Origin of the sequence: Ancylothrix sp. D3o, assembly GCF_025370775.1 — a bacterium.
Taxonomy (GTDB): Bacteria; Cyanobacteriota; Cyanobacteriia; order Cyanobacteriales; family Oscillatoriaceae; genus Ancylothrix.
This window is the reverse complement of record NZ_JAMXEX010000001.1, coordinates 771397-798183: the sequence shown is the minus strand read 5'-3', so window position 1 is coordinate 798183 and position 26787 is coordinate 771397. Positions and strand designations below refer to the sequence as shown.

The 26787-nt window shown below is 43.8% G+C and carries 17 protein-coding genes; 9 read left to right on the top strand and 8 right to left on the bottom strand.

Annotated features, from left to right (window positions below; genetic code table 11):
* Positions 1-412 precede the first annotated feature (412 nt).
* The 3 genes from xseA to NG798_RS03325 all read right to left on the bottom strand — a co-directional run bounded on the left by xseA (position 413) and on the right by NG798_RS03325 (position 3803).
* Entirely contained in the window at positions 413-1567 is a 1155-nt protein-coding gene (xseA, locus tag NG798_RS03335; protein WP_261220364.1) for an exodeoxyribonuclease VII large subunit, read from the bottom strand.
* 205 nt (positions 1568-1772) lie between these two features.
* Positions 1773-2690: an NAD(+) kinase gene (locus NG798_RS03330; RefSeq protein ID WP_261220363.1), complete on the bottom strand. Its 918-nt coding sequence runs from the start codon at positions 2688-2690 to the stop codon at positions 1773-1775.
* A gap of 141 nt (positions 2691-2831) precedes the next feature.
* Positions 2832-3803 (bottom strand): SDR family oxidoreductase, encoded by a 972-nt coding sequence (locus NG798_RS03325; RefSeq protein ID WP_261220362.1) that lies wholly within the window; start codon positions 3801-3803, stop codon positions 2832-2834.
* A 390-nt stretch (positions 3804-4193) separates the two neighbouring features.
* On the opposite strand from NG798_RS03325, the gene NG798_RS03320 reads away from it, so the two are divergent.
* From NG798_RS03320 to NG798_RS03310, 3 genes are all read left to right on the top strand, one after another.
* Positions 4194-6083, top strand: a complete 1890-nt coding sequence (locus tag NG798_RS03320; RefSeq protein WP_261220361.1) for a CheR family methyltransferase — start codon at positions 4194-4196, stop codon at positions 6081-6083.
* 298 nt (positions 6084-6381) lie between these two features.
* Positions 6382-7716, top strand: a complete 1335-nt coding sequence (locus NG798_RS03315; protein WP_261220360.1) for an ATP-binding protein — start codon at positions 6382-6384, stop codon at positions 7714-7716.
* 241 nt (positions 7717-7957) lie between these two features.
* Entirely contained in the window at positions 7958-8980 is a 1023-nt protein-coding gene (locus NG798_RS03310; protein WP_261220359.1) for a chemotaxis protein CheB, read from the top strand.
* A gap of 104 nt (positions 8981-9084) precedes the next feature.
* Here the strand turns inward: NG798_RS03310 and petM are convergent, their stop codons facing one another.
* Positions 9085-9189 (bottom strand): cytochrome b6-f complex subunit PetM, encoded by a 105-nt coding sequence (gene petM, locus NG798_RS03305; RefSeq protein WP_261220358.1) that lies wholly within the window; start codon positions 9187-9189, stop codon positions 9085-9087.
* Positions 9190-9346: 157 nt separating this feature from the next.
* On the opposite strand from petM, the gene pdxA reads away from it, so the two are divergent.
* Both pdxA and NG798_RS03295 read left to right on the top strand, forming a co-directional pair.
* Positions 9347-10360, top strand: coding sequence for a 4-hydroxythreonine-4-phosphate dehydrogenase PdxA (gene pdxA / locus NG798_RS03300; RefSeq protein WP_261220356.1), 1014 nt, complete (start codon positions 9347-9349; stop codon positions 10358-10360).
* Between the two features lie 698 nt (positions 10361-11058).
* A complete protein-coding gene (locus NG798_RS03295) occupies positions 11059-12633 on the top strand; it encodes an NAD(P)H-quinone oxidoreductase subunit N (protein ID WP_261220355.1) in 1575 nt (524 codons plus the stop codon).
* A 197-nt stretch (positions 12634-12830) separates the two neighbouring features.
* Here the strand turns inward: NG798_RS03295 and NG798_RS03290 are convergent, their stop codons facing one another.
* The 3 genes from NG798_RS03290 to NG798_RS03280 form a co-directional block, all read right to left on the bottom strand.
* The gene (locus NG798_RS03290; RefSeq protein ID WP_261220354.1) at positions 12831-14366 is read right to left on the bottom strand and encodes an AAA family ATPase; all 1536 of its coding nucleotides are present in this window, start codon (positions 14364-14366) and stop codon (positions 12831-12833) included.
* Between the two features lie 111 nt (positions 14367-14477).
* Entirely contained in the window at positions 14478-15062 is a 585-nt protein-coding gene (locus NG798_RS03285; protein WP_261220353.1) for a 50S ribosomal protein L25/general stress protein Ctc, read from the bottom strand.
* A 252-nt stretch (positions 15063-15314) separates the two neighbouring features.
* Positions 15315-16655 (bottom strand): adenylosuccinate synthase, encoded by a 1341-nt coding sequence (locus NG798_RS03280; protein ID WP_261220352.1) that lies wholly within the window; start codon positions 16653-16655, stop codon positions 15315-15317.
* A 281-nt stretch (positions 16656-16936) separates the two neighbouring features.
* Here NG798_RS03280 and NG798_RS03275 point away from each other — a divergent pair, with 281 nt between their 5' ends.
* The 3 genes from NG798_RS03275 to NG798_RS03265 all read left to right on the top strand — a co-directional run bounded on the left by NG798_RS03275 (position 16937) and on the right by NG798_RS03265 (position 22583).
* Positions 16937-17965: an adenosine deaminase gene (locus NG798_RS03275; RefSeq protein ID WP_261220351.1), complete on the top strand. Its 1029-nt coding sequence runs from the start codon at positions 16937-16939 to the stop codon at positions 17963-17965.
* A gap of 206 nt (positions 17966-18171) precedes the next feature.
* Positions 18172-21321, top strand: a complete 3150-nt coding sequence (locus NG798_RS03270) for a PAS domain S-box protein (RefSeq protein WP_261220350.1) — start codon at positions 18172-18174, stop codon at positions 21319-21321.
* 122 nt (positions 21322-21443) lie between these two features.
* Positions 21444-22583, top strand: coding sequence for an ATP-binding protein (locus tag NG798_RS03265; RefSeq protein ID WP_261220349.1), 1140 nt, complete (start codon positions 21444-21446; stop codon positions 22581-22583).
* Between the two features lie 14 nt (positions 22584-22597).
* Here NG798_RS03265 and NG798_RS03260 read toward each other — a convergent pair whose 3' ends face one another.
* Positions 22598-22819: a DUF4327 family protein gene (locus NG798_RS03260; RefSeq protein WP_261220348.1), complete on the bottom strand. Its 222-nt coding sequence runs from the start codon at positions 22817-22819 to the stop codon at positions 22598-22600.
* A gap of 1259 nt (positions 22820-24078) precedes the next feature.
* Between NG798_RS03260 and topA the strand changes: the two genes are divergently transcribed.
* Complete coding sequence (gene topA, locus NG798_RS03255; protein WP_261220347.1) at positions 24079-26700, top strand: type I DNA topoisomerase; 2622 nt, start codon at positions 24079-24081, stop codon at positions 26698-26700.
* Positions 26701-26787: the final 87 nt, after the last annotated feature.

Here is a 26787-nt window from a genome sequence, read left to right as displayed (position 1 = left end):
GGGGTTAATTAAATTTTTGTGGGCCGGGATTTGGTTGTGGTTGTTTTTTCGCTATTGCTGCTTTTTATCAAGGGATGGGCCTGGTGTTTTGAGGTTTTTCAGCCTCATCTAATCTTACGTTTAGGTTTTGGTTTAATTTTTTATCTTTTGTTGTTTTTGAGCGGATTGCGTGTTTTTGAGTAAGTTTTGCTCTGCCGGCGTTTTTGCTTTATGTCGAGTCAGATACTCAGGGAAGGACTGTTTATTTCAAAATTTTTAGTTGGTTGAGAATATTTTATTACCCTATAGAGCCCTAAATTCCGATCTTGATGGGGTGTTTTTGTGTTTAAGGTTTTTTTAACCGCAGATAAACGCAGATAAACGCAGATAAACGCAGTTATATACAAACCCAGCATTAAAAACATATAAAATGCTAGATAACTTTAACTCTCAACCGGCCCCCCGCTAACAAAATCGTTACTTCTTCTCCCACTTTCACACTATCTATAGAGCGAACAATAGTCCCATCATCTAATTGCACCACAGCATAGCCCCGCTTTAAAACCGCTTGCGGGTCAAGAACACTTAATTTTTCCCCTAAATACCGGCAACGTTCCGTTTCTTGATTTAATCGTGTCTGCATTCCTCTCACAAGTCGGTCTCGCAATTGCTCTAAATTATTTCTTTTTTGCTCACATTTATTCTCAACACTATCATATAAACGTTGCAAGCGATAGCGGTGGGCTGTATAAAGTTCGGCTAAGTTCGGCACAACTTTGGCAGCGGCGGCGGTGGGAGTATGAGCACAAATATCCGCTACCAAATCAGTTAATGATTCATCTCTTTCGTGACCTAGGCCGGTTATTACAGGTATTTTACACTCAGCAACGGCTCTGATAATTCGCTCATCATTAAAGCTGGCTAAGTCTTCCACCGCACCCCCACCCCTGGCTAAAATCAAAACTTCCGCCCTCCCATCCTTTTCTATTCGCTTAATCGCTGCAACAATTGAAGCCGGGGCTTGTTCACCTTGTACGGTGGCCGGTGACAACAACACCCGTAACCCCGGATAACGCTGTTTGAGGGTACGCTGTATATCTCCCCACGCCGCACCGTTAGGAGATGTTACCACCGCGATAGTTTGCGGATGGGGAGGTAGCGGACGTTTGCGAGTTGGGTCAAATAAACCTTCTGCTTCTAAACGATTGCGTAATTGTTGCAAGCGCATTTGCTGCAAACCGGCCCCCGCGTCGATAACTTGCAGAGCACTCAATTGATATTTTCCCTGCTGCGGATAAAGTTGCAGACTTCCTAAAACTACGACTTTTTTGCCAAGTTCGGGCCGGTGTGTTAGTCGAGATTGCTGCCGGTTCCAGACGACACAGTTTAGAGTTGCTCCGCGTTGCGAATCTTGCAAGCTAAAATAAAGATGACCATTGCGATGAGGATTTAAACTCGAAACTTCGCCAACCACCCAAACAAGCTGGAGTAATTCGTTTGTTTCTAGCAAATTTTTAATATAAGAAGTGATAGCAGTGATCGAGAACGCTGTTTCAGGAATAGAAGAATTACCAGAAGAAGAAAACATAACCTTTTTAAGACTTGTTCAGCCGGTAAAAACAAATAACCAAAATTAGTAGCTTTTTTCTAACTTTCCACAACTAGCAAAACTCCCCAAACCAAACAGACTATCCGATAAAAAAATCTGCCAGCATAAACTTTCCTAAAATGGTAACTTAACTGGCAGTTGCAATTCACCGGCCCCCTTTTTCTCAAATAAATCGCTTCTTTTCTTAAGGCAATTCTACCGAAGTTGGTTTTGCAATATGCGGCAAACCCCAGCCTAATTTTTCCCGCAAAATATGAAAAAACTCTGGTGGTTTAACACGAATAAATTTAGCAGGATAAGGGGATTTTTCAATTCGCACGCGGTCGTCTGGCAGCACATAACAACCGGCATTACCATCAACAGTCATCACTAACCTATCAGGATTAGCGGGATAAATAACCACCGGCTCTGTATTGGCAAAAACTAAAGCCCGCGATGCCAGAGAATGAGGACAAATTGGTAAAATCTGTAAAACCGCCACCCCAGGCACAATCACCGGCCCACCGGCAGAAAGTGCATAGGCAGTAGAACCAGTTGGAGTTGATAAAATTATCCCATCCGCTGCAATATCAACAGGTGCGTGCCGGCCTACCTTAATTTCAAAATGGCACATACAGGTTAATGGTTCCCGATGTAACACCATTTCATTGAGACACAAAGCCTCCCAAAGTTTGATATCTTCTCGCCACAGTTGCACCGCTAACATCGTGCGCTGTTCAATTTCATATTCCCCAGCCATTGCTTGTTCAAGGGCTGCCGGCAATTGATTAAGATAAGTTTCAGTTAAGAAACCCATGTGGCCGGTGTTAACAGCAAGTAAAGGAATACCGGCCGGTGCAACTTGGCGAAACGCAGAAAGAACCGTACCATCTCCCCCTAACACCACCGCAAAACTCATTTCTTCATCAAAACCTGGCGGTGAAAGTAGTTCGATAGGAGTGTGGCAGATAGGCTTATCGGGACTGGAATAACCTAATATTCCACCCATCCCGTTTGTTAAACAAACTTCCCAACCACAGGAAATTAGCTTGTCTTTTAATTCTTCGGCGATGCGACAAGCTACGGGTTTATTGTCGTTATATATAATGCCTGCTTTTGGCACGCTCTTTTAATCCGGTTGATGGTTTAAATTTTTAACTATAAACGAATTGCCTTATGGGGGCAACCACTTCGGGAAGGGCAACCGCATCTGGGACAGATGCGCCACTGAGGGCAACCAGAGTGACGCAGTAGGGGCCCTTGTTTAAAAAGGAATTTTGCGTTTTGACTGTTTTTTGAGTTTTGATTGCCCGTAGTCCAGTTCTTTGAGTTTTTTGAGAATACGGCTGTAATACTCCTGTAGATATGATTCTAGGGTTGTGATTTCTTTGGGGTCAATTTGGAAAACCGGATAAACTTCATCCATACTCGCCGTTAAGGGTTTGCCGGTGGCGATGACTTCCGCAAAAGCGAGCCGGTCTGCTATATTCCATGTCCACTGAAAGAAACGAGTCAAACCGCGAAATGCTCGCAATACACCCAAAGGCATCCGCGTTACTTTGGCTTGTTGTCCAGAAAGCCGTTCGCAAATACGAATAATTTCGTCGCCATCCCAAGCACGAGTTCCCACCACCGGAAAAGTTTTCTTTTCAGTTTCAGGTACACTCAGGGCTTTGAGAGCAAATTTTGCTACATCCAAGGTATCCATATAAGCTAAGGCAGCCGTTTCGCCTGTTACCCAGACAACTTGATTTTCGAGGATGGGGATAGCGTATTGCCCGATTAGCCCTTGCATGAAACCGCAGGTACGCAAAATCGTATAATTCATGCCGGCATCTTGCAGGTATTGCTCTGTACACCGCTTAATTTCCATTAAAGGAACGTGCGGGTATTTTTCGGCATCCAAAATTGAAATGAAAACGTAACGCTCGACCCCGGCGGCTTTGGCAGCTTGAATCAGTGCCACTTTGCCATCCCAGTCTACCTCTTTAATGCTGAGGGAGTCGGTGGCGCGAGCGGTTGCTGCATCAATAATTGCCGTGATTCCTTCCAAGGCGGGAGGTAGGGTTTCGGGTTTACAGATATCGCCCCTCACCAGTTCGCAACCCCACTCTTTGAGGAAGGCTGCTCGTTTGGGGCTGCGGACTAAACAGCGTACTTGATGCCCTTCGTCTAAGGCACGTCGGGCGATTTGTCTCCCTAATGTGCCTGTGGCACCGACAACCAATAAACTCATGCCGGCTTTTTTTGCAATTCTTAAAATTTTCTCTTTGATGGTATCAGAGTTTTCTCATTTTTACACAAAAATTAACATTTTTTTCGCTCCTAATCTCTCCATCGGTCTTTGCAGACCCTTGACAAAATCTACCTTTTGTGGTATAGAATAGCCTTGCCCAAGCCACAAACTCGTTTACCATAGAAAAGCAACTCTTATTTTAGTGGGCGAAAAATTCTTATTTAATTTTGCATCTCTTATTTGTTTTCCTCTTAAGAAAACCTAAAGCAAGGTGAGAAAACTCTTTTGAGAGACTTTAAGAATGCTAGAATTTATGAGATTGAGCAACACCCATACTAAAATGTTGGTTAGCTAAATTTTAGGATTTTTAAATTTCTTATTTTCTTAACTATGAATTCAGCACAAACAAACCCATCATTTGAAGCCCTACTAGAGTATCTCAAGCACAGCAGGGGCTTTGATTTTAGCGGCTACAAACGCTCGACTTTGACCCGTCGCGTCAACAAGCGAATGCAGTCAGTAGAAGCTGTTAGCTACGAGGAATATGTGGATTATTTAGAAGTACATCCCGATGAATTTGGGCAACTTTTTAATACAATTTTAATCAATGTGACGGCGTTTTTTCGAGATGGCTCCGCCTGGGAATATATAGCCAAAGAAATTATTCCTAGCATTGTTGCTCGCAAAGCATTAAACGAACCAATTCGCATCTGGAGTGCCGGTTGTGCTTCAGGGGAAGAAGCTTATACCTTGGCAATGGTTTTCGCTGAAGCGGTGGGCTTAGAGGAATTTCGGGAGCGGGTAAAAATCTACGCAACGGATATGGATGAAGAAGCTCTTAACCAAGCCAGAGCGAGCAGTTATGAAGCTAAAGATTTAGCTGATATGCCTGAAGCTTTGCGAGACAAATACTTTGACTTGGTTGATACGCGATATATTTTTCATAAAGATTTGCGGCGGTCGGTGATTTTTGGCCGGCATGATTTAGTTCAAGATGCTCCTATTTCTCGGATTGACTTGTTGGTATGCCGCAATACTTTAATGTATTTTAATGCCGAAACTCAAACAAAAATTTTGGCGAGATTTCACTTTGCCCTCAATCAAAAGGGGATTCTTTTTTTGGGCAAGGCAGAAACATTGTTGACTCATACAAATTATTTTACGCCGGTAGATTTAAAGAGCCGCATTTTTAGCAAAGTTGGAAATTCTAATAATATTCGTGAGCGTTTGTTACTTTTGGCTCAGGCAGACCATAGCGAAAATATCCAAAATTTAAGCAGTATGATGCGTATCCGCGAGGCTGCTTTTGACACTGGGCCGATTCCCCAGATTGTCGTGGATCTTCAGGGTTTTGTGGTGCTGGCAAATGACCGAGCCAAAGTGATGTTTAATTTGGCTACTAGGGATTTGGGCAGTCCTTTACAAGATTTAGAACTTTCTTACCGGCCGGTGGAGTTGCGCTCTTGCATAGAGAAAGTTTATGCCGAATGCCGGCCAGTGATTGTGCGGGATATAGAGTGTCCTTGCCCTAACGGTGAAGTGCGTTATTTAGAAGTGCAATTAACTCCGCTTATGGATGTCAACGGGGTTTACTTGGGAGTTAGTATTACTTTTAGCGATGTCAGCTTGTACAAACGCCTACAACAAGAACTGCAACAGTCGAACCAAGAATTAGAAATGGCTTATGAGGAGTTGCAATCAACAAATGAAGAATTAGAAACAACTAATGAGGAACTGCAATCAACGGTGGAAGAATTGGAAACAACTAATGAGGAATTGCAATCGACGAACGAAGAATTGGAAACGATGAATGAAGAATTGCAATCGACAAATGAGGAATTACAAACAATTAATGATGAACTGCGCCAGCGCAGTGAAGAACTTAATCAAGTGAATGTGTTTTTGGCTTCTATTCTTACCAGTCTCCGTAGTGGGGTGGCGGTGCTGAATAGGGAAATGGAAGTTGTAATCTGGAATGATAAAGCTGATGATTTGTGGGGTTTACGAGCTACCGAAGTGTATCAAAAACATTTTTTAAATTTGGATTTTGGTTTGCCGGTGGGTGGTTTGAGACAGCCGATTCGTGCCTGCTTGAATGGTGAATGTTTAAATGAGGAGGTGATAATTACTGCAACTAACCGACGGGGCCGGTCGATTCAGTGTAAAGTGACTTGCACTCCTTTGATGGAACCCCAAGACAAGGTTATACATGGGGCAATTTTATTGATGGATGAGATTGATAAAGAAGAGCCGGCAGCGCTATCATCTTGTATTGATTAAAGTGCCGGCAACTAACCCAATTTTTCTACTTCTACAGGCACTCATCAGTAGTGATTTACTTTTTCAAAGTAACAGATGAGGCTGCCATTAATCCAGCAGGGTAACAGTATCAAGGATAGGAGGTGACACTAAAAAAGTAATGTTTCTTTACCGAAAAGTATCTCTCAAGGATGAAGAGAAATGGCCTCCAAGTTTGATAAAAGAAGGCAAGATAACGTTTTACTGGGCTGCCTTTTTAAGCTCAGCAAGATAGAAAAACTTACCATTATAAAATCTAAACAAGAAAAGGAGACGAAGGGTGACAAATCTTAAAAGCTATGGAGGTAAATTGACGGCGGTGCGCCAACACATAACGGCTCTGCACGCTTCTGTCAAGCAATTACCAGTGCATATCGATACTTTGCCAGAGCAGTTTGAAGCTGTTTACTCGCTGGTAGATGAGCTAAATGCGGCTCAAGAAGAGTTGCAAATCCAAAATGAACAGTTACAGGAAACTCGCTCGGAGTTGGATGCTGAGCGCCAGCGTTACCGAGATTTATTTGAGTTTGCGCCGGATGGCTATTTGGTGACGGATGAGAACGGTATAGTTTTGGAAGCAAACCAAATGGCTGCGGGGATGCTGAATGTGCCTCAAAAGTTTTTGCCGGGTAAACCGCTGAGTTTGTTTATTTATGCGGACGACCGGCCACTGTTTAGGTGTCGGGTTACTGATTTGAAGCTGGGCCGGCTCAACCGGTTGCGCGAGTGGGAGGTGCGTTTGCAACCGCGTGACAGTAACAGAATTGAAACGGCTTTGACAGTCGGTACGGTTTGCGACTGGCAGGGAAATGTGCTGAGTTTGCGGTGGCTGTTGCGCGATATTACTGCTCGCAAGCAGGCTGAGCGGCAATTGGCAGAGGTTCATTTGGAAAATTTGCGTTTGCAAGAGTCGGCGCGGCTGAAATCTAATTTTTTAGCGAGTGTTTCCCACGAGTTGCGAACGCCAATGAATGCAATTATGGGTTTTTCTCAATTGCTTTTGAGGCATTTTCAAAATCAACCTCCAGGCAAGCAAGCGGAATTGGCAGAGCGTATTCATAATAATGGCAAGCATTTATTAACACTAATTAATGATATTCTTGATTTTTCTAAAATTGAGGCCGGTTGTCAAAAGTTAAATTTAGAAGCTTTTAATCTCAAAGAGTTAGTAAATGCAACAATTTTAGAATTAAGCTGTTTGGCAGGGGAAAAAAATATTGTTTTAGAAGATGATGTGAAGCTGGATAATGCGATTGTTGTTAATGATAGTCTCCGGGTGCGTCAAATTTTGGTGAATTTGCTCTCGAATGCGATTAAGTTTACAGAAAGGGGAGGTGTAAGGGTTGAGGTGTCTCAATGTGGTATTGATGGTGAGCGTTTGGTGGTGGTGATTAGGGATACGGGAATTGGAATTGCTGAGGGTGATTTTGAGCGGATTTTTGAGGCTTTTCACCAGTTGGATCAAGGTTCAACTCGCCGGTATCAAGGCACTGGTTTGGGTTTGGCAATTGTCCGGGGGCTGGTAATTTTAATGAATGGCAAAATTTCTGTTGAAAGCACTGTTGGGGAAGGTTCAACTTTCCGCATCGAAATACCCCGGCTTGTGCAACCATGAGAGCGAATTGGAAATAGTGCGAAGTTTGGCTAGAATTTGTGAGAGGAAGAAGTTTCGGTAACTAGGAATAAGTTTTTATGTGAAAATTAAAATATAAAGTTAAGTTAAGCGGTAATATTGAGGGTTAATTTGCTATAATTTAACAATAGCCTCTATAAAAAATTTAAAAATTTGAGTGGCTGGCTTTATAAGGGCTTTTTTAAAAGAATCTATTTGAAAAATAGTTAAAGAGGAGCGGGAAATGGTCGGTCACGATATTATTGTTATTGGTGCTTCTGCTGGGGGCGTGGAAGCTTTAACAAAGTTGGTTCGAGATTTACCGGCCTCTCTACCAGCGGCAATTTTTATTGTGCTGCATTTGCCGGTGACTGCGATGAGTGCGATGCCTCAAATTCTCAATCGAGCGGGAAAGCTGAAGGCTATTGAGCTAAAAGATAAGCAGTTGATTAAGCACGGATATATTTATGTGGCTCCACCGAATTATCATTTGTTGCTGAGGCGTGGTTATATCCGTCTCAGCCAAGGGCCAAAGGAAAATAACCACCGGCCTGCTATTGATCCGTTGTTTCGGACGGCGGCGCGAGCCTATGCTGATCGGGTGGTGGGGGTGATTTTGTCGGGGACGCTGGATGATGGCAGTGCTGGCTTGCTGGCTGTAAAAAGTCGGGGTGGTTTGGCGGTGGTGCAGAACCCCAAGGATGCTTTGTTTTCGGGTATGCCGGCAAATGCAATTAAGCACGTTGAGAATGTTGATTATGTTTTGCCGCTTTCGGAGATAGCTGCGGTTTTGGTGGAGTTGGCCGGTGAGGAAGTATTAGGTAGAGAAGATGAGCCGGTGTCTGCGGAAATGGAAATGGAATGTGATGCGGCGGAATTTGATATGTCGATTATGGATAGCGATGATAACCCCGGTGTGCTTTCTAATTTGGGTTGTCCGAGTTGTGGGGGCACGCTTTGGGAACAAACTAATGGCAATTTGCTGCGCTTCCGCTGTCGGATAGGTCATGCTTGGTCGGAGGATAGTTTGCACGCTCAGCAGGGGGAGGCGCTAGAGGAGGCGTTGTGGACGGCGCTGCGTGCTTTGGAGGAAAGTGCGTCTCTGTCGCGGCGGATGGCAAAGCGGGCGCGTGAACGCAACCAGGAGCGGATGGCCTTGAATTATGAAAATCAGGCAGGGGAAACGCAAGAGCGGGCCAAAGTGATTCGGGATGTCTTGCTGAAGAATAAGGGGAATGGGCCGATAGCTGATGAGGGGGTTGGTTAAAAGTTGTAGAAATAAATTTTTTTTGGGTATAGTTTTAGGTAATTTTTTATGTAATTTAGATGTGGAGGCAGGCAGAAGCGCCTGCCGCTGTTTGGTAGCTTGGTTTATTCTTCCGCGCCTTGAAGTTTCAATAAAAGAAAGCCGGCTACGATGCCAATGGGGATGAGGACGAGGGGGAATAAGGCGATTGAGAATATTTCGGCTGCCATGTTTTTGTTTCTCCTATGTGGTTTTTTTTTCGCCGTAGGGGGATGGTCTGCCGGCGTTTTTTCTTTAGTTCGTTTTGTATTTTAATCTAAAGGTGGGCGCCGGGATGGACGGCTAGGTTCTACAATCTAAATTCTAATTTGTAATTTGTAATTTCCTATGCGTCCTCGTTTGGCTGTTACTCTTGGTGATCCGGCGGGTATTGGCCCGGAAGTAATTTTAAAGGCTTTGGCTGTGCCGGCAATTCGTGAATGTGCGGATATTACGGTGGTTGGCAGTCGGTATGTTTTAAGGAAAACTCTTGAGCGGTTGCCTGAGAAGTTGCGGATAGATTTGCAACAGTTGAATATTTTGGATGTGAGCTTTGGCGAGGTTGGGGAGATTGTCACCGGCCAGGGAAATGTGGCAAGCGGGGCGGCGAGTTTTGCCTATATGGAGGCGGCTATTGCTTTAACGCTGGCGGGGGAGTTTGATGGAATTGTCACCGGCCCAATTGCTAAGACGTTGTGGAAGGCGGCGGGACATGATTATCCGGGGCAAACTGAATTAGTGGCGGAGCGTTCGGGGGTTAAGCGGTTTGGGATGTTGTTTGTGGCGAAATCACCTTACACCGCATGGACGCTCCGCACTCTATTAGTTACCACACATATTCCGCTTTGTCAAGTGCCGGCTGCTTTGAATTCTGATTTATTGAGTTTGAAGCTTGGTTTGTTGGTGGAGTGTTTACGAGATGATTTTGGGTTGCGGGGTGGTCGAATTGTGATTGCTGGTTTGAATCCTCATAGTGGGGAAAATGGGCAGTTAGGAACGGAAGAAAAGGAGTTTATTAATGATTGGTTGATGGGGGAAAGAAGGCGATATTCTGAGTGGGTTTTGGAGGGGCCGGTGCCGCCGGATACAATGTGGGTGAAACCGGGTCAAGTTTGGTTTGGTAGGGGGAATGATGGGGCGGATGGTTATTTGGCTTTGTATCACGATCAAGGTTTGATTCCTGTTAAGTTGATGGCTTTTGATCGGGCGGTTAATACTACGATTGGTTTGCCTTTTGTGCGGACTTCGCCGGATCATGGGACGGCTTTTGATATTGCGGGTAAGGGTGTTGCGGATGCTTCGAGTATGATGGCGGCGATTGAGTTTGCGGCGGAGGTGGTTAAAAATAGGAGGGGGAAATAGTGGCCGGTTGCCGGCTTTGTCGTGTAGAGGTTATTTAAAAGATGCCGATTTTTGTTTGATTTGCAATTAAAGGCGTAAAATTTATGCGTTTCCAATCTTGCAAATTACTTGAGGGGTTTTAAAATTGAAAGTGAGAATTGTTAGGGGGAATGCCGGTGTCAAAAGCATAAGCCTCTGCACGTCGAATTTCCTCCACACTCATTTGATAAAGAACAGCATTTTCAAAATAAGTAAGTCAACTTAATTAAACTCTGGGTGTAATGTAGGTTGGGTAGAGGAACGAAACCCAACACTCTCGACGCTTTGATGGGTTTCGCTTACGCTCTACCCATCCTACAAATAATTAAGTGCTTCTACTTATCTTCGCTTAGTCTGATAATATCAGCCTCGGCTGCCATAGCTGCTTTGAGATACGGGGGTTGATATTTGCTCAAATGCGACCACCGGCCAACCTCGCCAATCGTTTATTAAAAAATCTTAATTCTCCAAAAAACCCATTTTACCTAACAATAAAAAATCAAGAACAAAGTAATAATAAACGCCTCTATCTTCAGCAGTACCATCCTCGCCTTCACCTTTAAAAAAAACCTATCCCAACCATAAAAAACCCCAACAGCAAATAACCGGCCCCTCAACACGGTAAAATTCGATAGTGTAAAGAACCCTTAACCAAACTGCGGTAGCCAAACAAAAACTTTATGAACTTTGCCGAACTCGCAGCGCAGCTAAACGCCGGCACCATCTGGCCAGAAAGCATCGTCATCATCACCCTACTCACCGTCATGGTAGGCGATTTGATCAACGGGCGATCTTCGGTGCGATGGACACCCTACGCCGCCATCGCCGGCCTGCTTGCAGCCGTTGTCGCCCTCTACTTCCAATGGGACAACACCAACAACATCGCCTTTTTAGGCAGTTTTAATGGCGACGCCCTCAGCATTGTCTTTCGGGCAGTAATCGCCCTCTCTACCGTCGTCACCATCTTAATGTCGATCACATACGTTGAGCAAAGCGGCACATCTTTGGCAGAGTTTCTGTCAATTTTGCTCACTGCTACTGTAGGCGGAATGTTTCTTTCTGGGGCTGATGAATTGGTGACAATTTTCATCTCCTTAGAAATGCTAAGTATCTCGTCTTATTTGCTCACCGGCTACATGAAACGTGACCCTCGTTCCAATGAAGCCGCGCTCAAATATCTGCTGATTGGCGCTTCATCTTCTGCCGTATTTCTGTATGGTGTTTCCCTGCTTTATGGAATGTCGGGCGGTGAAACTCGCCTGGAAGCTATCGCCTCCGGCATTGCCAGTTCAGGGGCCGGTCAATCTTTAGCCGTTGTGATTGCATTAGTATTTGCCATTGCCGGCATTTCTTTTAAAATTTCTGCTGTTCCCTTTCACCAGTGGACACCAGACGTTTACGAAGGTTCTCCTACACCGGTTGTTGCTTTTCTTTCTGTAGGTTCAAAAGCAGCAGGTTTTGCCCTCGCTATTCGCTTATTAGTTACGGCTTTTCCCTCTGTTTCTGAACAGTGGCATTTTGTGTTTACAGCCCTCGCTATTCTCAGTATGGTACTGGGAAATGTGGTAGCGCTGGCACAAAGTAGCATGAAACGTATGCTGGCTTATTCTTCCATTGCCCAAGCCGGTTTTGTAATGATTGGTTTATTGGCAGGAAGTGAAGCCGGTTATTCCAGCATGATTTTCTACCTCCTGATTTATTTATTTATGAACTTGGGAGGCTTTACCTGCGTAATTTTATTCTCTCTACGAACCGGCAGCGATTTAATTAGCGACTACTCTGGTTTGTATCAAAAAGATCCTCTGCTGACTTTGGCTTTAAGTATTTGCTTATTGTCTCTCGGCGGTATTCCACCCTTGGCCGGTTTCTTTGGCAAAATTTATCTTTTCTGGGCCGGTTGGCAAGCTGGAATGTATGGTTTAGTTTTGCTTGGTTTAATTACTAGCGTTATCTCCATTTACTACTACATCCGAGTAGTCAAAATGATGGTAGTAAAAGAACCGCAAGAAATGTCAGAACTCGTCAAAAACTATCCAGAAGTCCGCTGGAATTTACCAGGAATGCGCCCCTTACAAGTTGGTTTAATACTAACTTTTGTAGCGACAACATTGGCAGGGATTTTATCGAATCCGCTGTTTACTTTAGCCAATGATTCTGTTACCCGCACCCCGATGTTACAGTCATCGATTGTCAAAACAAGGCCGGTGGCAGAAGTGCCGGTGACTTCCCCCATCACCGCCACCAAAATCAATTAATACCAAAGCGATTTTAATGGGATCTTTACTGTAGCAATCTGTGGGGCGAGATTCGGCAACTAAATCGATCAGCCGGCAAGTCTTCCCCACAGAAAAATAAAAAGAACCCCCATAAATCGGATTTGGTATAAGCCCGTAGGGTGGGCAATGCCCACCTTTCCTAACTTCAAAATCACCTCAAAAACCGCCCAAAGAAACTATCCAAGTTTTTCCAATTGTGGCATCAACTCTTGAGTAGTATCCAACGTGATGACATAAGCTTTCTCTGCATCCGTAAAAGCTTCAGCGGCATTGAGTTGAGATGTTAATAAATCAACCGTTGCATCAGCAATATCACCCGTGCGTTTTTCCAAACGTTCCCGCAACACTTTTTCCGGTGCCGTACAGTGGAGAATTTGCAGCGGTAATTGATGTTTTTCGGCTTGGTTAATAACGGCTTCTCGTAATGGCTGCCGGTCGTATTTGGCATCTAAAATCACTGTCCAACCAGCAAGCGCCAATTTTGTCCCTAATTCTAATAACCGGCTATAGGTTTTTTGAGTCATTTCTGCCGTGTAAACTTCCGATCCTCCGCGTTCATTTAAAGGAATACCGGCGAGATGTTTTCTCACTGCATCAGAACGAATATGAATCGCATTTAGGCGGCGTGCAAGTTGTTTAGCAGTGGTGCTTTTTCCTGAACCAGATACCCCAGACATTAAAATTAATTTACCTTGTTTGGGTTGGGTATATTGCCACGCCAGTTTATAGTATTGTCCCGCAACTTCTGAAGCTTTTTGTTTTTCTTCTGCTGAAACTGCCGGATCATCTAACAAAAATGAAGTGACTTTTGCGCGTACATAGGATTGCCGGCTTAAATATAAAGGCAACACTTGTAAAGCTTCCCAGTCTCCCGTTTGTTCAATGTAAGTATTGAGATAAGCATTGCCAAATTCGGGCCGGTTTCTAGCATCAAAATCCATCACCGCATAGGCAATATCAAACATCACATCAACAAACCGAAAAGGCTCATTAAATTCGATGCAGTCAAACAAAAGAATTTTATCTTGCCACAAAGCAATATTGCGAATATGCAAATCTCCGTGACATTCCCGAATCCAATTATTTGCAATCCGACTTTCGATTAAATCTTCTTTTTCTTCAAAGAAGTTATCAGTAAATTTTTTGGTTTCGTCAAATTGTTGTTGAGTTTGTGGCCCGCCGATATATTTGACAGTTTGCTGATAGTTTTCATCAATTGCTTGCCGAATTTGCGAAGCTTTGCCAAAAGTCCGGACATAATCATTACTCGGACATTGTTTATGGAAATTCGCCACAACTTCGCCGAGTTCTTCTAGGCTTTTTTCGCTTAATTTGCCTTGTTCAAATAAGTTGACAAATAAAGCTTCTTGGGGAAATTGTTTCATTTTGAGGGTGTATTCTACCGGCTCATTTCCCCCAAGTTGATATTGTTCACCACTTTGGGAAATCGGTAAAACTTCCAGATAAATTTCTCCAGCACCGCGTTTATTCATCAGCAATTCTTGCTCACAAAAATGCCGGCGTTTTTCCAAAGTAGAATAATCGAGAAAGCCAAAATTAACCGGCTTTTTGAGTTTATAAACAAAATCGCCGGTGAGCAAAACAAAAGAAACGTGAGTTTGAATTAACTCGATTTTGTCACATACCGGATGAGGATAAAAAGCCGGTTGCAACATTTGCTGAATCAAAGTAGGAATATTTACTGCTGTCATAGTATATTAGGATACGCTCAAAATAAGGCAAATTGTGAGGAAAACTTTAAAGAGAATAGGGTGAGCAAAGCCCACCCTACTTTTAACATCCTTGCAAAAATCTTATTGCAATTAAGAAGCAGGAGGAGTTTCGGGGCCACCGGCCGGTCGGACAACCGTAACAACCACACGACCCAACTCTCCAACAGGAGTAACGCCTTCTGGCAAATTCAATTCATTAACGTGCAAAGCGTCACCGATTCCCATCTCCGACACATCTATATCAAGAGATTCGGGGATACTGTCAGGCTTGCATCTGACGGCAAGCTGAGTAAGAATAGGGTCAAGAATTCCCCCATCATTTTTCACACCACTCGCCGTACCCACAAAGTTTAAAGCCAGTTCAATTTCCAGACTATCTTGAGAAGAAACGGCAAAAAAGCTGAGGTGATAGGGGAATCCTTTCCAGGGGTGAGATTGAACTTCCCGCAACAGAGTTTTGCCACTCCAAGGAATATCAGATATATTCAGGTCAATAATCGTGTTATTAACACTTGCATCGCGCAGCAACAACTCTGCTGTTTTAGCTTCTACCGTCAGAGCCAGAGATTCCGTACCGTTGTGTCCGTACAAAACCGCCGGGATAAATCCGCTGCGGCGAAGACTATTAGGCTTACTGCCTTCTGGCCGTTTGCTGCATTCGAGAGTCAGTTCCATGATTTTCGCTTTTCCAATATTCGCCCTAACATTTTATCAAAAACCGCATCCCAAAACCCAAAAACCCATCTCCTCCCAGATCCAATTTATAAAACCATCCTCTTCATCTGTGGAGCAGGCATCCTGCCTGCTTTACATCCGCGATCTTGTTGCGGTTAAAAACTTAACTCTCAAATCAACCTAATAGATAATAGAAAAAAGAGTGAAAAGCCGATACTCCTCACCCCCATTTCTTTTAAAACTCAAACAAAATTAACCCTGAGAACTCACCGGCGTACCATCCGCATAAAGCAGCGCACGTTTTGGCCCGTGAATTGGATCTTCAACAATAATCGTTTGATCACGACTTGCACCCAAAGAAACAATCGCAATTGGCACCTTCATCAACTCTGCCAAAAACTTCAAATAATCCAAAGCTTGTTTTGGCAAATCATCCAAAGACCGGCACTCAGCCGTTGATTTTTTCCACCCAGGCATAGTTTCATAAATCGGCTGACAATTGGCAAATAAACGAGCATTACTGGGGAAATGTTCGCAGCGTTCGCCATTAATTTCATAGGCAACACAAACCTTAATTTCGTCTAATTCATCCAAAACATCCAGCTTTGTGATTGCCAAACAATCCATCCCATTAATGCGAACCGCATACCTGCCAATCACCGCATCAAACCAACCACAGCGGCGTTTTCTTCCCGTCGTCGTGCCAAACTCAGCACCGCGATCACACAACAACTCGCCGATATCCCCGTGTAATTCTGTCGGGAATGGCCCCTCGCCGACCCGCGTGGTGTACGCTTTAGCCACACCAATCACCCGGTCTATCATAGTAGGGCCGACACCGGTACCCACACAAGCACCACCCGCCACCGGATTCGATGACGTTACATAGGGATAAGTCCCATGATCCAAATCTAACAGCGTACCTTGCGCCCCTTCAAACAAAATATTGCGCCGGCGCTGAATTGCATCATAAATTTTCAGCGAACTATCGACCACATGAGGCCGTAAGCGTTCCGCATATTGCAGATATTCCTCAATCACCGTCTGGGGCTCAAGCGGCGGCAGATTGTAGAGCTTTTCGAGAATGACGTTTTTATAATTAATCGTCCATTCCAGTTTTTTCCGCAAGCCCTCAGAATCCATTAAATCTAAGATCCGGATACCTGTACGTTCCGACTTATCGGCATAAGTAGGGCCAATTCCCCGACCCGTCGTGCCGATTTTGTGATTTCCTCGCCGTTCTTCAGAAGCCGCATCAATTAGCCGGTGATAGGGCATCGTAACATGAGCCGTTTGGGAAATCATCAAATTTTTGGTCGAAATTCCCAGCGCCTCAATTTGGTCAAGTTCTTGGATCAGAACCTTCGGGTCAATCACCGTCCCGCACCCGATGATACATTGAGTGTCTGGGTATAAGATCCCAGAGGGTATCAGGTGGAGTTTAAACGTTTGGTTTTGTACGACTACCGTGTGGCCGGCGTTCACACCCCCCTGGTAACGTACAACGACATCTGCGGATTTGCTGAGCAAATCAGTAATCTTGCCTTTTCCTTCATCGCCCCACTGGGCACCAATTACAACTACGTTAGCCAAGGGTTTTTACGCTGAACTTCACACGAATTCCAATTATGGGCGCAATGTGTTCCCCTTGTCAAATTAATTTTTGTTAATATTTAAGCAAGAAAAAAATAATCATCACAGCTTTACCCCAAGGGCGACGGGACAAGATGTGCCGCCACCCTGCCACGCACAACACACCCGAATTTGAAAAATAAGCGCAAGAGTTCCTTGCTTGTCTCCTGCTTCCTGTAAAGGTTTTAGATGCAAATATCTAAAATCTCCAATTCAAACTCTAAAAAATTATTGAGGTTATTGTGGCTTTACACGCAGAATTACACCGGCACTTAGGCGGTTCGGTTGTGCCTCGCATTCTCTGGCGTTATTTCCAACGGCATAACGGGGAATTTACCCAGCGCTTTGAGGAATATCAAGATTTTGAGATATTTTACACCAAACCCCGCAACACGCTTGATGAATATTTAGAACTGCACACCTTGGTTGAAGGTGTACAAACGGCAGAAATGTTGCCGTACTTTATTTATCGGCTAATTCGCGGCGCCTATACCTTTGAAAATCTCGCGTATTTAGAATTACGCTACACGCCTTATTTACGCACCCCAGAACATTTGAGTCAGTCTGAGCGTATTGACAAAATGGCAGAGATTGTTCAAATTGTTGGCACTGCCAGTCAGTTAAATGATTGTCCGCTGATTACAAGTCAAATTTTGTGTTTGCATTCTCGCTTACCTTATGAAGTCAACCGCGCAATTGTTGATTTAGCCGCTCAATCTCGACATTTTGTTTGTGGCGTTGATTTAGCCGGTGGCGACGCCCAATATGCTGAAAGGTTGGACGAATTTATTGGGCTTTATCATTATGCGCGTTCTTTGGGTTTAAATACCACCGGCCACCTTTACGAAACCGAGAGCGGTTGTTATCCAGAACTTTTACCCTATTTAATGCGAATTGGGCACGGCATCCAAATTCCCTTAAAACATCCTGAATTGTTGCCAGAAATTGCCCGCCGTAACCAATGTTTAGAAGTGTGTCCTACCACCTATATCAAAACCGGCACTCTCAAGGACTTGCAACAGTTAAAAATTGTTTTTGATCGTTGTTTTGAGGCCGGAGTTGATATTGCCATTTGCACGGATAATGCCGGTTTGCATAATATGCGATTGCCCTTTGAGTATGAAAATTTGCTGACGCTGGATATCATCGATTTTCGGCAATTACAAGCCTGTCAAGAAGCAGCTTTTCGTCACGCTTTCGCATGGCCTCACACCAAGGCACCGGCATCAATTTTAACCAATATCATTAAACCGGAACCTGTAGCCATCTGACCTCTGTACCAAACCCCTCCCCTTGACCCACAGAAAGGATTTTTATGAATCTAACTTTTGTAGGGAAAAGCGACTAAGTTTTCAGAGAGGGGGTTTTTCAGTTGAATGGATTAGAATGTGAGAGTTCTAAAAACCCGGTTTCTAAAAGAGATCGGGTTTTTCTGTACCTCAGTCATAATAAAAACGCGATATCAAACCTCGAAGCCATGCAGCCTCAACAAACACTAGCAAACCCAAGCACAAATCCCATCGCCGCCATTGCATTAAGAATTCGTCAATCGCTGAATCTCGAAGAAATACTCAACACCACCGCCGCTGAAGTCCGGCAATTATTAGAATGTGATCGCGTATTAATTTATCGATTTCAACCTGATTGGAGTGGCATTGTTATTGTTGAATCAGTAGGCGAAGATTGGATACCAATTTTAGGAACAACCATCCACGATCCTTGTTTTGAAAATCACTGGATTGAACCTTATCTTAAAGGTAGAATTAAAGCTATTAACGATATTCACAACAGCAATCTCAAACCCTGTCACATTGACTTACTGACAAAATTCCAAGTAGCAGCCAATCTAGTCTTACCCATTCTCCAAAAAACCCGTTCTACAAACGAGCCAGAAAAACTCTGGGGATTGTTGATTGCTCATCAATGCTCTCAGCCGCGAAATTGGCAAGAATTTGAAATTAATTTATTGGAACAATTGGCTATCCAAGTAGCTATAGCCATCCAACAAGCTGAACTTCATCAACAGTTAGAAACTGAACTCACAGAACGCATAAATGCAGAAATTGCTCTGCAAAAATTAAACGAAGAATTAGAAAATAGGGTTTTAGAAAGAACGGCTCAATTAAGCCAAGTCAATGATCAATTACGGCTAGAAATTGCTTATCGGCAAGAAGTTGAGCGAAGTTTGTTAGAAAGCCAGATTTGTTTGCGGTTGATTAATACCATATCAAGTAGCAGAACTGCCGGTTTATCTGTAAATCAAATTATTAACGGCACTTTGAAGCAAATTCATAAGTTTTTTCCCAGCCTGCGAGTTGCTTATTCTAGTATAGATGAGCAATATCAATTAACGGTTATCCAATCGATTCAATCAGCGGATATGGTGGAGGGAACCGGCCAAACTTTTGACTTGAAAACTACGCCTGAGAAACTCCAAGAAATTCTCAAAGGAGAGCCGATTATTGTTGATGATGTAAATCAAGAATCAAAGGAAGATTATTTAACGCAATTTTTGAGTAAATTTCGCACTCAAGCTTACATTGCAATTCCCCTGCGAACTTCTAACAAAATTTTGGGAGTGTTGAGTGCTGGATGTGAAAAATACCATCGCTGGAGTGAATATGAAATCGCTACATTTATAGAAATTGCTGATTATCTGTCATCGACATTGCAAGAAGCGATGGCTCACAACCAACGTCAAGAAGCAGAACAAGCCTTACAAAAGCTTAATGAAGAGTTAGAAAATCGGATTCAACAAAGAACTGCTCAACTTAGAGAAACTAATAAACAATTATTAGAAGAAATTGCCGAACGCCACAGGGTAGAAATAGAATTAGCTAAAAGTGAAAAACGCTACAGAGCCGTTTCGGAATTAATTTCTGATTATGCCTATGCTCTGCAATTAAATCGCAATGGTAAGGCTGTTTTTGAGTGGTGTGCGGGAAGATTTAGCGAAAGTTTTGATTTGAATTCTCAAGAAACGATTGCTTGGCACCAAAAAATTCACCCCGAAGATATTTTAAAGGTGCAAAAACGTCACGAAAAATTTTTTGCCGGTGAGGCGGATGTTTGCGAGTACCGGATTATTGATAATAATGGTGATGTTCGCTGGCTGCGAGACTATACTCGCCCTGTAGAATTTGTTCCTGATGCTGATACTTTATTGCTTTATGGTGCGGCTCAGGATATTACGGCTCGCCGGCTGGCTGAGGAAGCGCTACGCAAAAGTGAAGAGCAATTTCGCTTATTTTTTGAAAATGCTCCGATTGGAATTACTTTGAGTGATGTGGAGGGTTATAAATTAATTCAAATTAATCCAGCCTTTTGTGAAATGTTGGGCTATTCTTTGCAAGAACTCCAAAACCGACCACTTCAAGAAATCAGCGATCCTGAATATTGGCCGCTGCAATTACCCTTAATTGAACGTTTATACTCAGGAGAAATTTCTACCCTAAATTTAGAAAAAACCTATCTGAGAAAGAATGGTGAGATTGTGTGGGCGAATTTAACTATAACGCTCATTCAAGATGCCAAAGGAACGCCGCTCTATTTTTTAGCAATGGTGGAAAATATCACGGAACGTAAGCTGGTTGAAGAACGGTTACACTTGCTAGAGTCGGTGGTAGTTAATGCAAATGATTCGATTGTGATTACGGAAGCAGAAAGTATCGAGCCTCTTGTGCCTAGAATTGTTTATGTTAATCAGGGATTTACCCGCATGACGGGCTACACAGCCTCAGAAGCCATTGGTAAAACTCCCAAAATTTTGCAAGGGCCAAACAGCGATCCGCAGGTTTTAAATCGCATTCGCCACGCACTTTTAAGCCGTAATCCTATTCAAGTTGAGTTGATTAACTACCGCAAAGACAAATCTCAGTTTTGGGTAGATTTAAATATTGTTCCTATTGTAAATGAACGGGGATTGCTAACCCATTGGGTGGCAATAGAGCGGGATATTACCGAGCGTAAAAAGGCAGAGGAACAAACTAAAACTTCTTTGCAAGAAAAAGAAGTCTTACTAAAAGAAATTCACCACCGCGTTAAAAATAACTTACAGGTAATTTCTAGCTTGTTGTCTTTGCAATCTCGGCTGATTTCTGACCCGGAAGCTGGCCAAATGTTCGCTGATAGTCAAAATCGCATTTTATCCATTGCTTTAATTCACGAACAATTGTATCAGTCTCCCGATTTAGCTAGGATTAATTTATATGAGTATATTCAGCAATTGGGTAATCACTTGTTTTGTTCCTATGGGTATCGTGCGGAAGGTATTAAACTTAAGCTCAAAGTAGAGCCGGTTTTGATTAATCTCGAAACGGCTATGCCTTGTGGTTTGGTGATTAATGAGTTGGTTTCTAATTCTCTCAAATATGCCTTTTCAGAAAAAAATTCTGGCGAAATTTGCATTGAGTTTCAATCGCTCGAAACCGGTTTATTTTTGCTTCGAGTTTCAGATAATGGAGTTGGTTTACCGGCAGAAATTAACCTCAAAAATACCAAATCTTTAGGATTGCGTTTAGTGGCAAATTTAACTCGTCAACTCAAGGCAGAAATCGCCATTGATCGAGAACAAGGCACTTGCTTTAGTTTGCGTTTTTCTGAGTTGAAATACCGAGGTCGGCTTTAAAAAGAGATTTTTGCAGAAATTTTTAGTTGACAAAATAAAAGCTTTGCAGGATAATCTAAACCATCTTGCTAGTTTTGGCTGGAAAATAAGCAAATAAATCAAGTAGAACTTGCGGGCAAAACATGAAGCCGGTCAAGATTTTAATTGTCGAAGATGAAAGTATCGTTGCAATGGATATCGCTGATAAGCTAGAGAGATTGGGCTATGAAGTCTCTGGCTGTGTTGATTCTGGAGAATTGGCGATTGAAACAGTGGCTCAAACGCAGCCTGATTTGGTGCTGATGGATATTGTTTTGCAAGGCGATCTCGATGGAATTCAAACTGCCGACCACATCAAAAATAATTTTCAAATTCCCGTTGTTTATTTGACCGCTTATGCCGATAAAAATACTTTACAACGGGCAAAACTTACCGAACCTTATGGCTATTTATTAAAACCTTTTAAAGAAGCAGAATTAAACGCTACAATTGAAATGGCTCTGAGCAGAATTAATGCAGAAAATAAAATTAACCAACAGTTAAAACTCTCTGAACAACTACGCCAAAAAGCCGAACAACTCAGCGAAATTCGCTCCCGCTATCTTTGCATAACTTCCCACGAATTCCGCACTCCTTTGAGCATAATTTCCCTGTCGGCTGAGTTGTTAAAAGAATATAACGATAAAATGTCAACTGACAAAAAAAATGAGCATCTCAATCGTATTCAACGCGCTCTTAAAAACATAAACCAATTGTTAGAAGAAGTTTTAACGCTGGGTAAGGCAGAAGCCGGCCAAATAAAATTTTATCCCGAACGAATCGAGTTGAGCAGTTTTTGTTATGAAATCATCGACGAGCAGCTACTTAGCTATCACTACAAAACAGAGGTAGAATTTTTAACAAAGGGAGAGTGCGGCGGAGCCTGTATGGATCGCAAACTACTCCGTCACATTCTTACAAATTTAATCTCCAATGCCATCAAATATTCTCCCGATGGTACGCCGGTTTCCCTAACCCTGACTTGTGAAAACAACCAAGCGATTTTTACTATCCAAGATCACGGAATTGGCATTCCTCCCCAAGATCGAGAGCGATTATTTGAACCCTTCCACCGCGCCATTAATGTTGGCAGTATTCCGGGCACAGGTTTAGGATTGGCAATTGTTAAACAGTGTGTTGATTTACACGGCGGTGAAATTTGGGTAGAAAGTCAAGAAAATATCAATGGAGAACAATCAGGCACAACTTTTACCGTTAGCCTACCTTTCCACACAAAGCCCTAATCGGAAAAATATCCTCAATCATTTTCCCATTCTTCTCGACCCATTAAATCTCCTAATGCGTCTCTCAGTAAATAATTACTTTCTTCTAATTCCCGTTCAAAATATACCCAATCTCGCGGCGGAATATACTCGCATAAGGCGTAAATTCTTTGCTGGCGACTGACGGCACCGGATCGCACCAGCCGGCGTACTTCTTCTTGTATGACTTCTAAGGAGTATTTCACAGAAGGCAGCATATAATAAGTTGTTTTCAGTAACTTTCTATACAGATGTCAGCTTAACACAAAAATTAGCAGTCTCCGGACAGGCTTAACTATTTTTTCGGCGGTTGAAGAGAGTTTTTAGATTTTTTCTCTCTATTTTTAATAGTATGGATTGGGTTTTCTTATTTTTTCAAAGCTAGGAAACGCCGCTAGGCATAGCTAGATACAAGAGGCCGTTTAGCTTTTGATGATTAATCCAAACAAAATAACTCCATGCTGCATATACAGCCAAAAGGACACTGCATATAAAATAGCAGGTTCTACTTCTGCGTGCAGGAGTTGTTGGTAGTCAAGAGAAATTTGTAGGGGCCGGTTACAGACAAAAGCGATTGTCTTACAAAGAAAAACCCAGCCATATTATTTGACTACATCCTGAAAAATTGCCCTAGCTTTCCGAAAATAAAAACAAACACTTCTTAATTCTTTAGGACAAACGCGCTTATTCCCGGTTTCTCGGAAAAATTGTCTCTTTTTCAACTAGATATCTACGCAAAAAACTCTTGCCGTCTCCCTAGCGCCTAAGCCCTCTTGTTATAAAAGTAGGTCGGCGAAATTTTACCTAATTAAATCCAGCCAAGAAAAACCCTATCAAACTACAAAAATGTTAATAATTATTAAAATAATGACCCTATAATTTTAATTTTGCCATCAAAAAAACAAACGGCAATGATTGATCTTTCCTTATCTATTTTGTCCCAATAAATCGCCCTATTCATCCCCTTGTAGTGGGAAAAAATATCGAAGTAAATTCCTAATAAATTAGACTTCAGAGCCTAAAATTTGAGAGAAGTTATACCAGTTAACTTTGTCCAGAAAAATTGACATAACCATTAATCATATTTACCCCATCCTCTAACAACTATAGTATGGGCGACAAGAAACCAGCCGGCCCCCACCCAGAAAAAATACGCCCTAACCAGGAAAAATCTATCAGGCGACCAGAACTTTCTCTCAACCCCTCTTGACACATCACCCCATCAATGCTAAACCCAATCAGGGGAAACATTTACACAAACAACCCCCACAAATTGTCGTGCTTGACAAAGCAAAAAAAATAAGCTAACAATCAATCTCCACAAAAACTCCTAAAAACCAAACCCTATCCCAAAAAAAATTATCGGCATCTATAGTCGTTATAGAGGTGCGGCGCAACAACCAAACCCTTAGACCTAAACTCTCAATACTTCAAACTAAAATCCAAAAACTAAAAACTAAAATCCCTAAACCGTGCCATGTCAACCCTCGTCATCGTAGAATCACCCACCAAAGCCCGTACAATTCGTAACTATTTGCCCTCAAGCTATCGAGTCGAGGCATCAATGGGCCATGTGCGTGACCTGCCCCAATCAGCAAGCGACATCCCCGAAAACGTCAAAGGAGAAAAATGGGCTCAGCTAGGCGTCAACGTAGAAGCCGACTTTGAACCCCTCTACATCATCCCCAAAGATAAAAAGAAAGTAGTCAAACAACTAAAAGACGCCCTCAAAGAAGCCAAAGAACTAATCCTCGCCACCGACGAAGACCGCGAAGGAGAAAGTATAAGCTGGCACTTATTGCAAGTCCTCCAGCCCAAAGTCCCCATCAAACGGATGGTCTTTCACGAAATCACCGACTCTGCAATCAAAGCAGCCCTCAAAAACTGCCGCAACATTGATGAGCACGTTGTCCGAGCCCAAGAAACCCGCCGTATCCTCGACCGGCTAGTAGGCTACACCCTCTCGCCCCTCCTCTGGAAAAAAATTGCCTCTGGGCTATCCGCCGGCAGAGTCCAATCCGTCGCCGTCCGTCTCCTCGTCCAACGCGAACGCCAACGCCGCGCCTTCCGCCAAGGCACCTACTGGGATCTCAAAGCCACCCTATCAGCCACCGGCACAAAAGATAAAAGTCAAATCTTTGAAGCCAAACTAATCACAGTAGGCGGCAGAAAAATCGCCACCGGCGCAGACTTTGACGAAAACACCGGCCAAATAGCAGCCGGTCGCAACGTCCTACTCCTCAACCAGCAACAAGCCGAAGCCCTGACTCAACGCCTCAGCGGTAAACCCTGGCGCGTCAGCAACCTCGAAGAACGCCCCACCACCCGCAAACCCTCCCCCCCCTTCACCACCTCCACCCTCCAACAAGAATCGAACCGCAAACTACGTCTGTCGGCCCGCGACACCATGCGGATCGCCCAAAGCCTTTACGAACAAGGCTACATCACCTATATGCGGACAGACTCGGTACACCTGTCCGACCAAGCCATCGCCGCCGCAAGAGCCTGCGCCGAAAAACTCTACGGCAAACAATACCTCAGCCCCCAACCCCGTCAATACACCACCAAAAGCAAAGGAGCCCAAGAAGCCCACGAAGCCATCCGTCCCGCCGGTAGCAGCTTCCGCACTCCCCAAGAAACCGGCCTCTCTGGACGCGAATTTGATTTATACGACCTGATCTGGAAACGCACCGTCGCCTGTCAAATGGCCGACGCCCGCCAAACCCAAATCACCCTTGATCTGCAAGTAGAAGACACCGGCTTTCGTTCCACCGGCAAACGCATTGACTTCCCCGGCTATCTCCGCGCCTACGTTGAAGGTTCAGACGACCCCAACGCCGCCCTCGAAGATCAAGAAGTCATTCTCCCAAACCTCAAAGTCGGTGACAGTCCTACCTGCCAAAAACTCGATGCCATTGGCCACGAAACCCAACCACCGGCCCGCTTTACCGAAGCCTCGCTTGTCAAAATGCTTGAAAGTGAAGGCATAGGCCGGCCCAGCACCTACGCCAGCATCATCGGCACCATTATTGATCGTGGCTACGCCCAACTCGTTAATAACGCCCTGATCCCAACCTTTACCGCCTTTGCAGTCACCGGTTTGCTGGAAAAATATTTTCCGGAATTGGTAGATCCCCGCTTTACCTCCCGCATGGAACAAACCCTCGATGATATTTCCACCGGCGAAGCGCAATGGCTACCTTATCTAAATAAGTTTTATCTCGGTGAAACAGGACTACGAAAACAAGTAGACACCCAAGAAAGTCAAATTGATGCCTCTGTAGCCCGAACCGTTGAGTTAGAAAATCTCGATGCCAAAGTAAGAATAGGCCGGTTTGGCCCCTATATTGAAGTTCAAAACGGCGATGGTGCGGTGACAGCTTCGATCCCCAAAAATTTAACACCCGCCGACCTTGATCCCGAACGGGTAGAAATTTTGCTGCGCCAAAAAACCGAAGGCCCGGATATTGTTGGCCAGCATCCCCAAACGGGAGAACCAATTTATCTGAAAGTGGGTACTTATGGCCCCTATGTCCAACTCGGTGAAGAAACATCCGATGCCAAGAAAAAGCCCAAAACCATGTCTTTACCCAAAGGTGTCACCCCGGAAAATGTCACCCTGGAAATGGCTGTGGGTTTACTTTCTTTGCCCCGCGCTTTAGGAGTGCATCCCGAAACCGGCGGTAAAATCTCGGTTAGTTTAGGCCGTTTTGGCCCCTATGTGTTACACGACCAAGGGAAAGATGCCAAGGAGTATCGCTCTTTAAAATCTACCGATGATGTCTTGACAATTGACTTTAAACGTGCTATTGAACTTTTGGCGGAGCCGAAAAAAGGCGGACGTAGCGCCAAGGGCAAGACGAAGGAACCCCTCAAGGCTTTGGGAAATCACCCAGCCGATGATGAGCCGGTGAATATTTATGATGGGCCCTATGGAGCCTATGTGAAGCACGGCAAAACCAATGCCTCGATCCCTGAAGGCGAGACGGTGGAAACGCTGACTTTGGCAAAGGCGGTGGAACTGCTGGCGGCAAAGGCTTCTGGGGGATCAAAGAAAACCGGCAAAAGCAAGACTTCGACGCGCAGCAAAAAAAGTTGATTTTTTTCAATAGTCAAATGTCATTTGTCCTTTGTCCTTTGTTGTACTCTACAAATGACATTTGACCAGTGACCAATGACTAAGGGT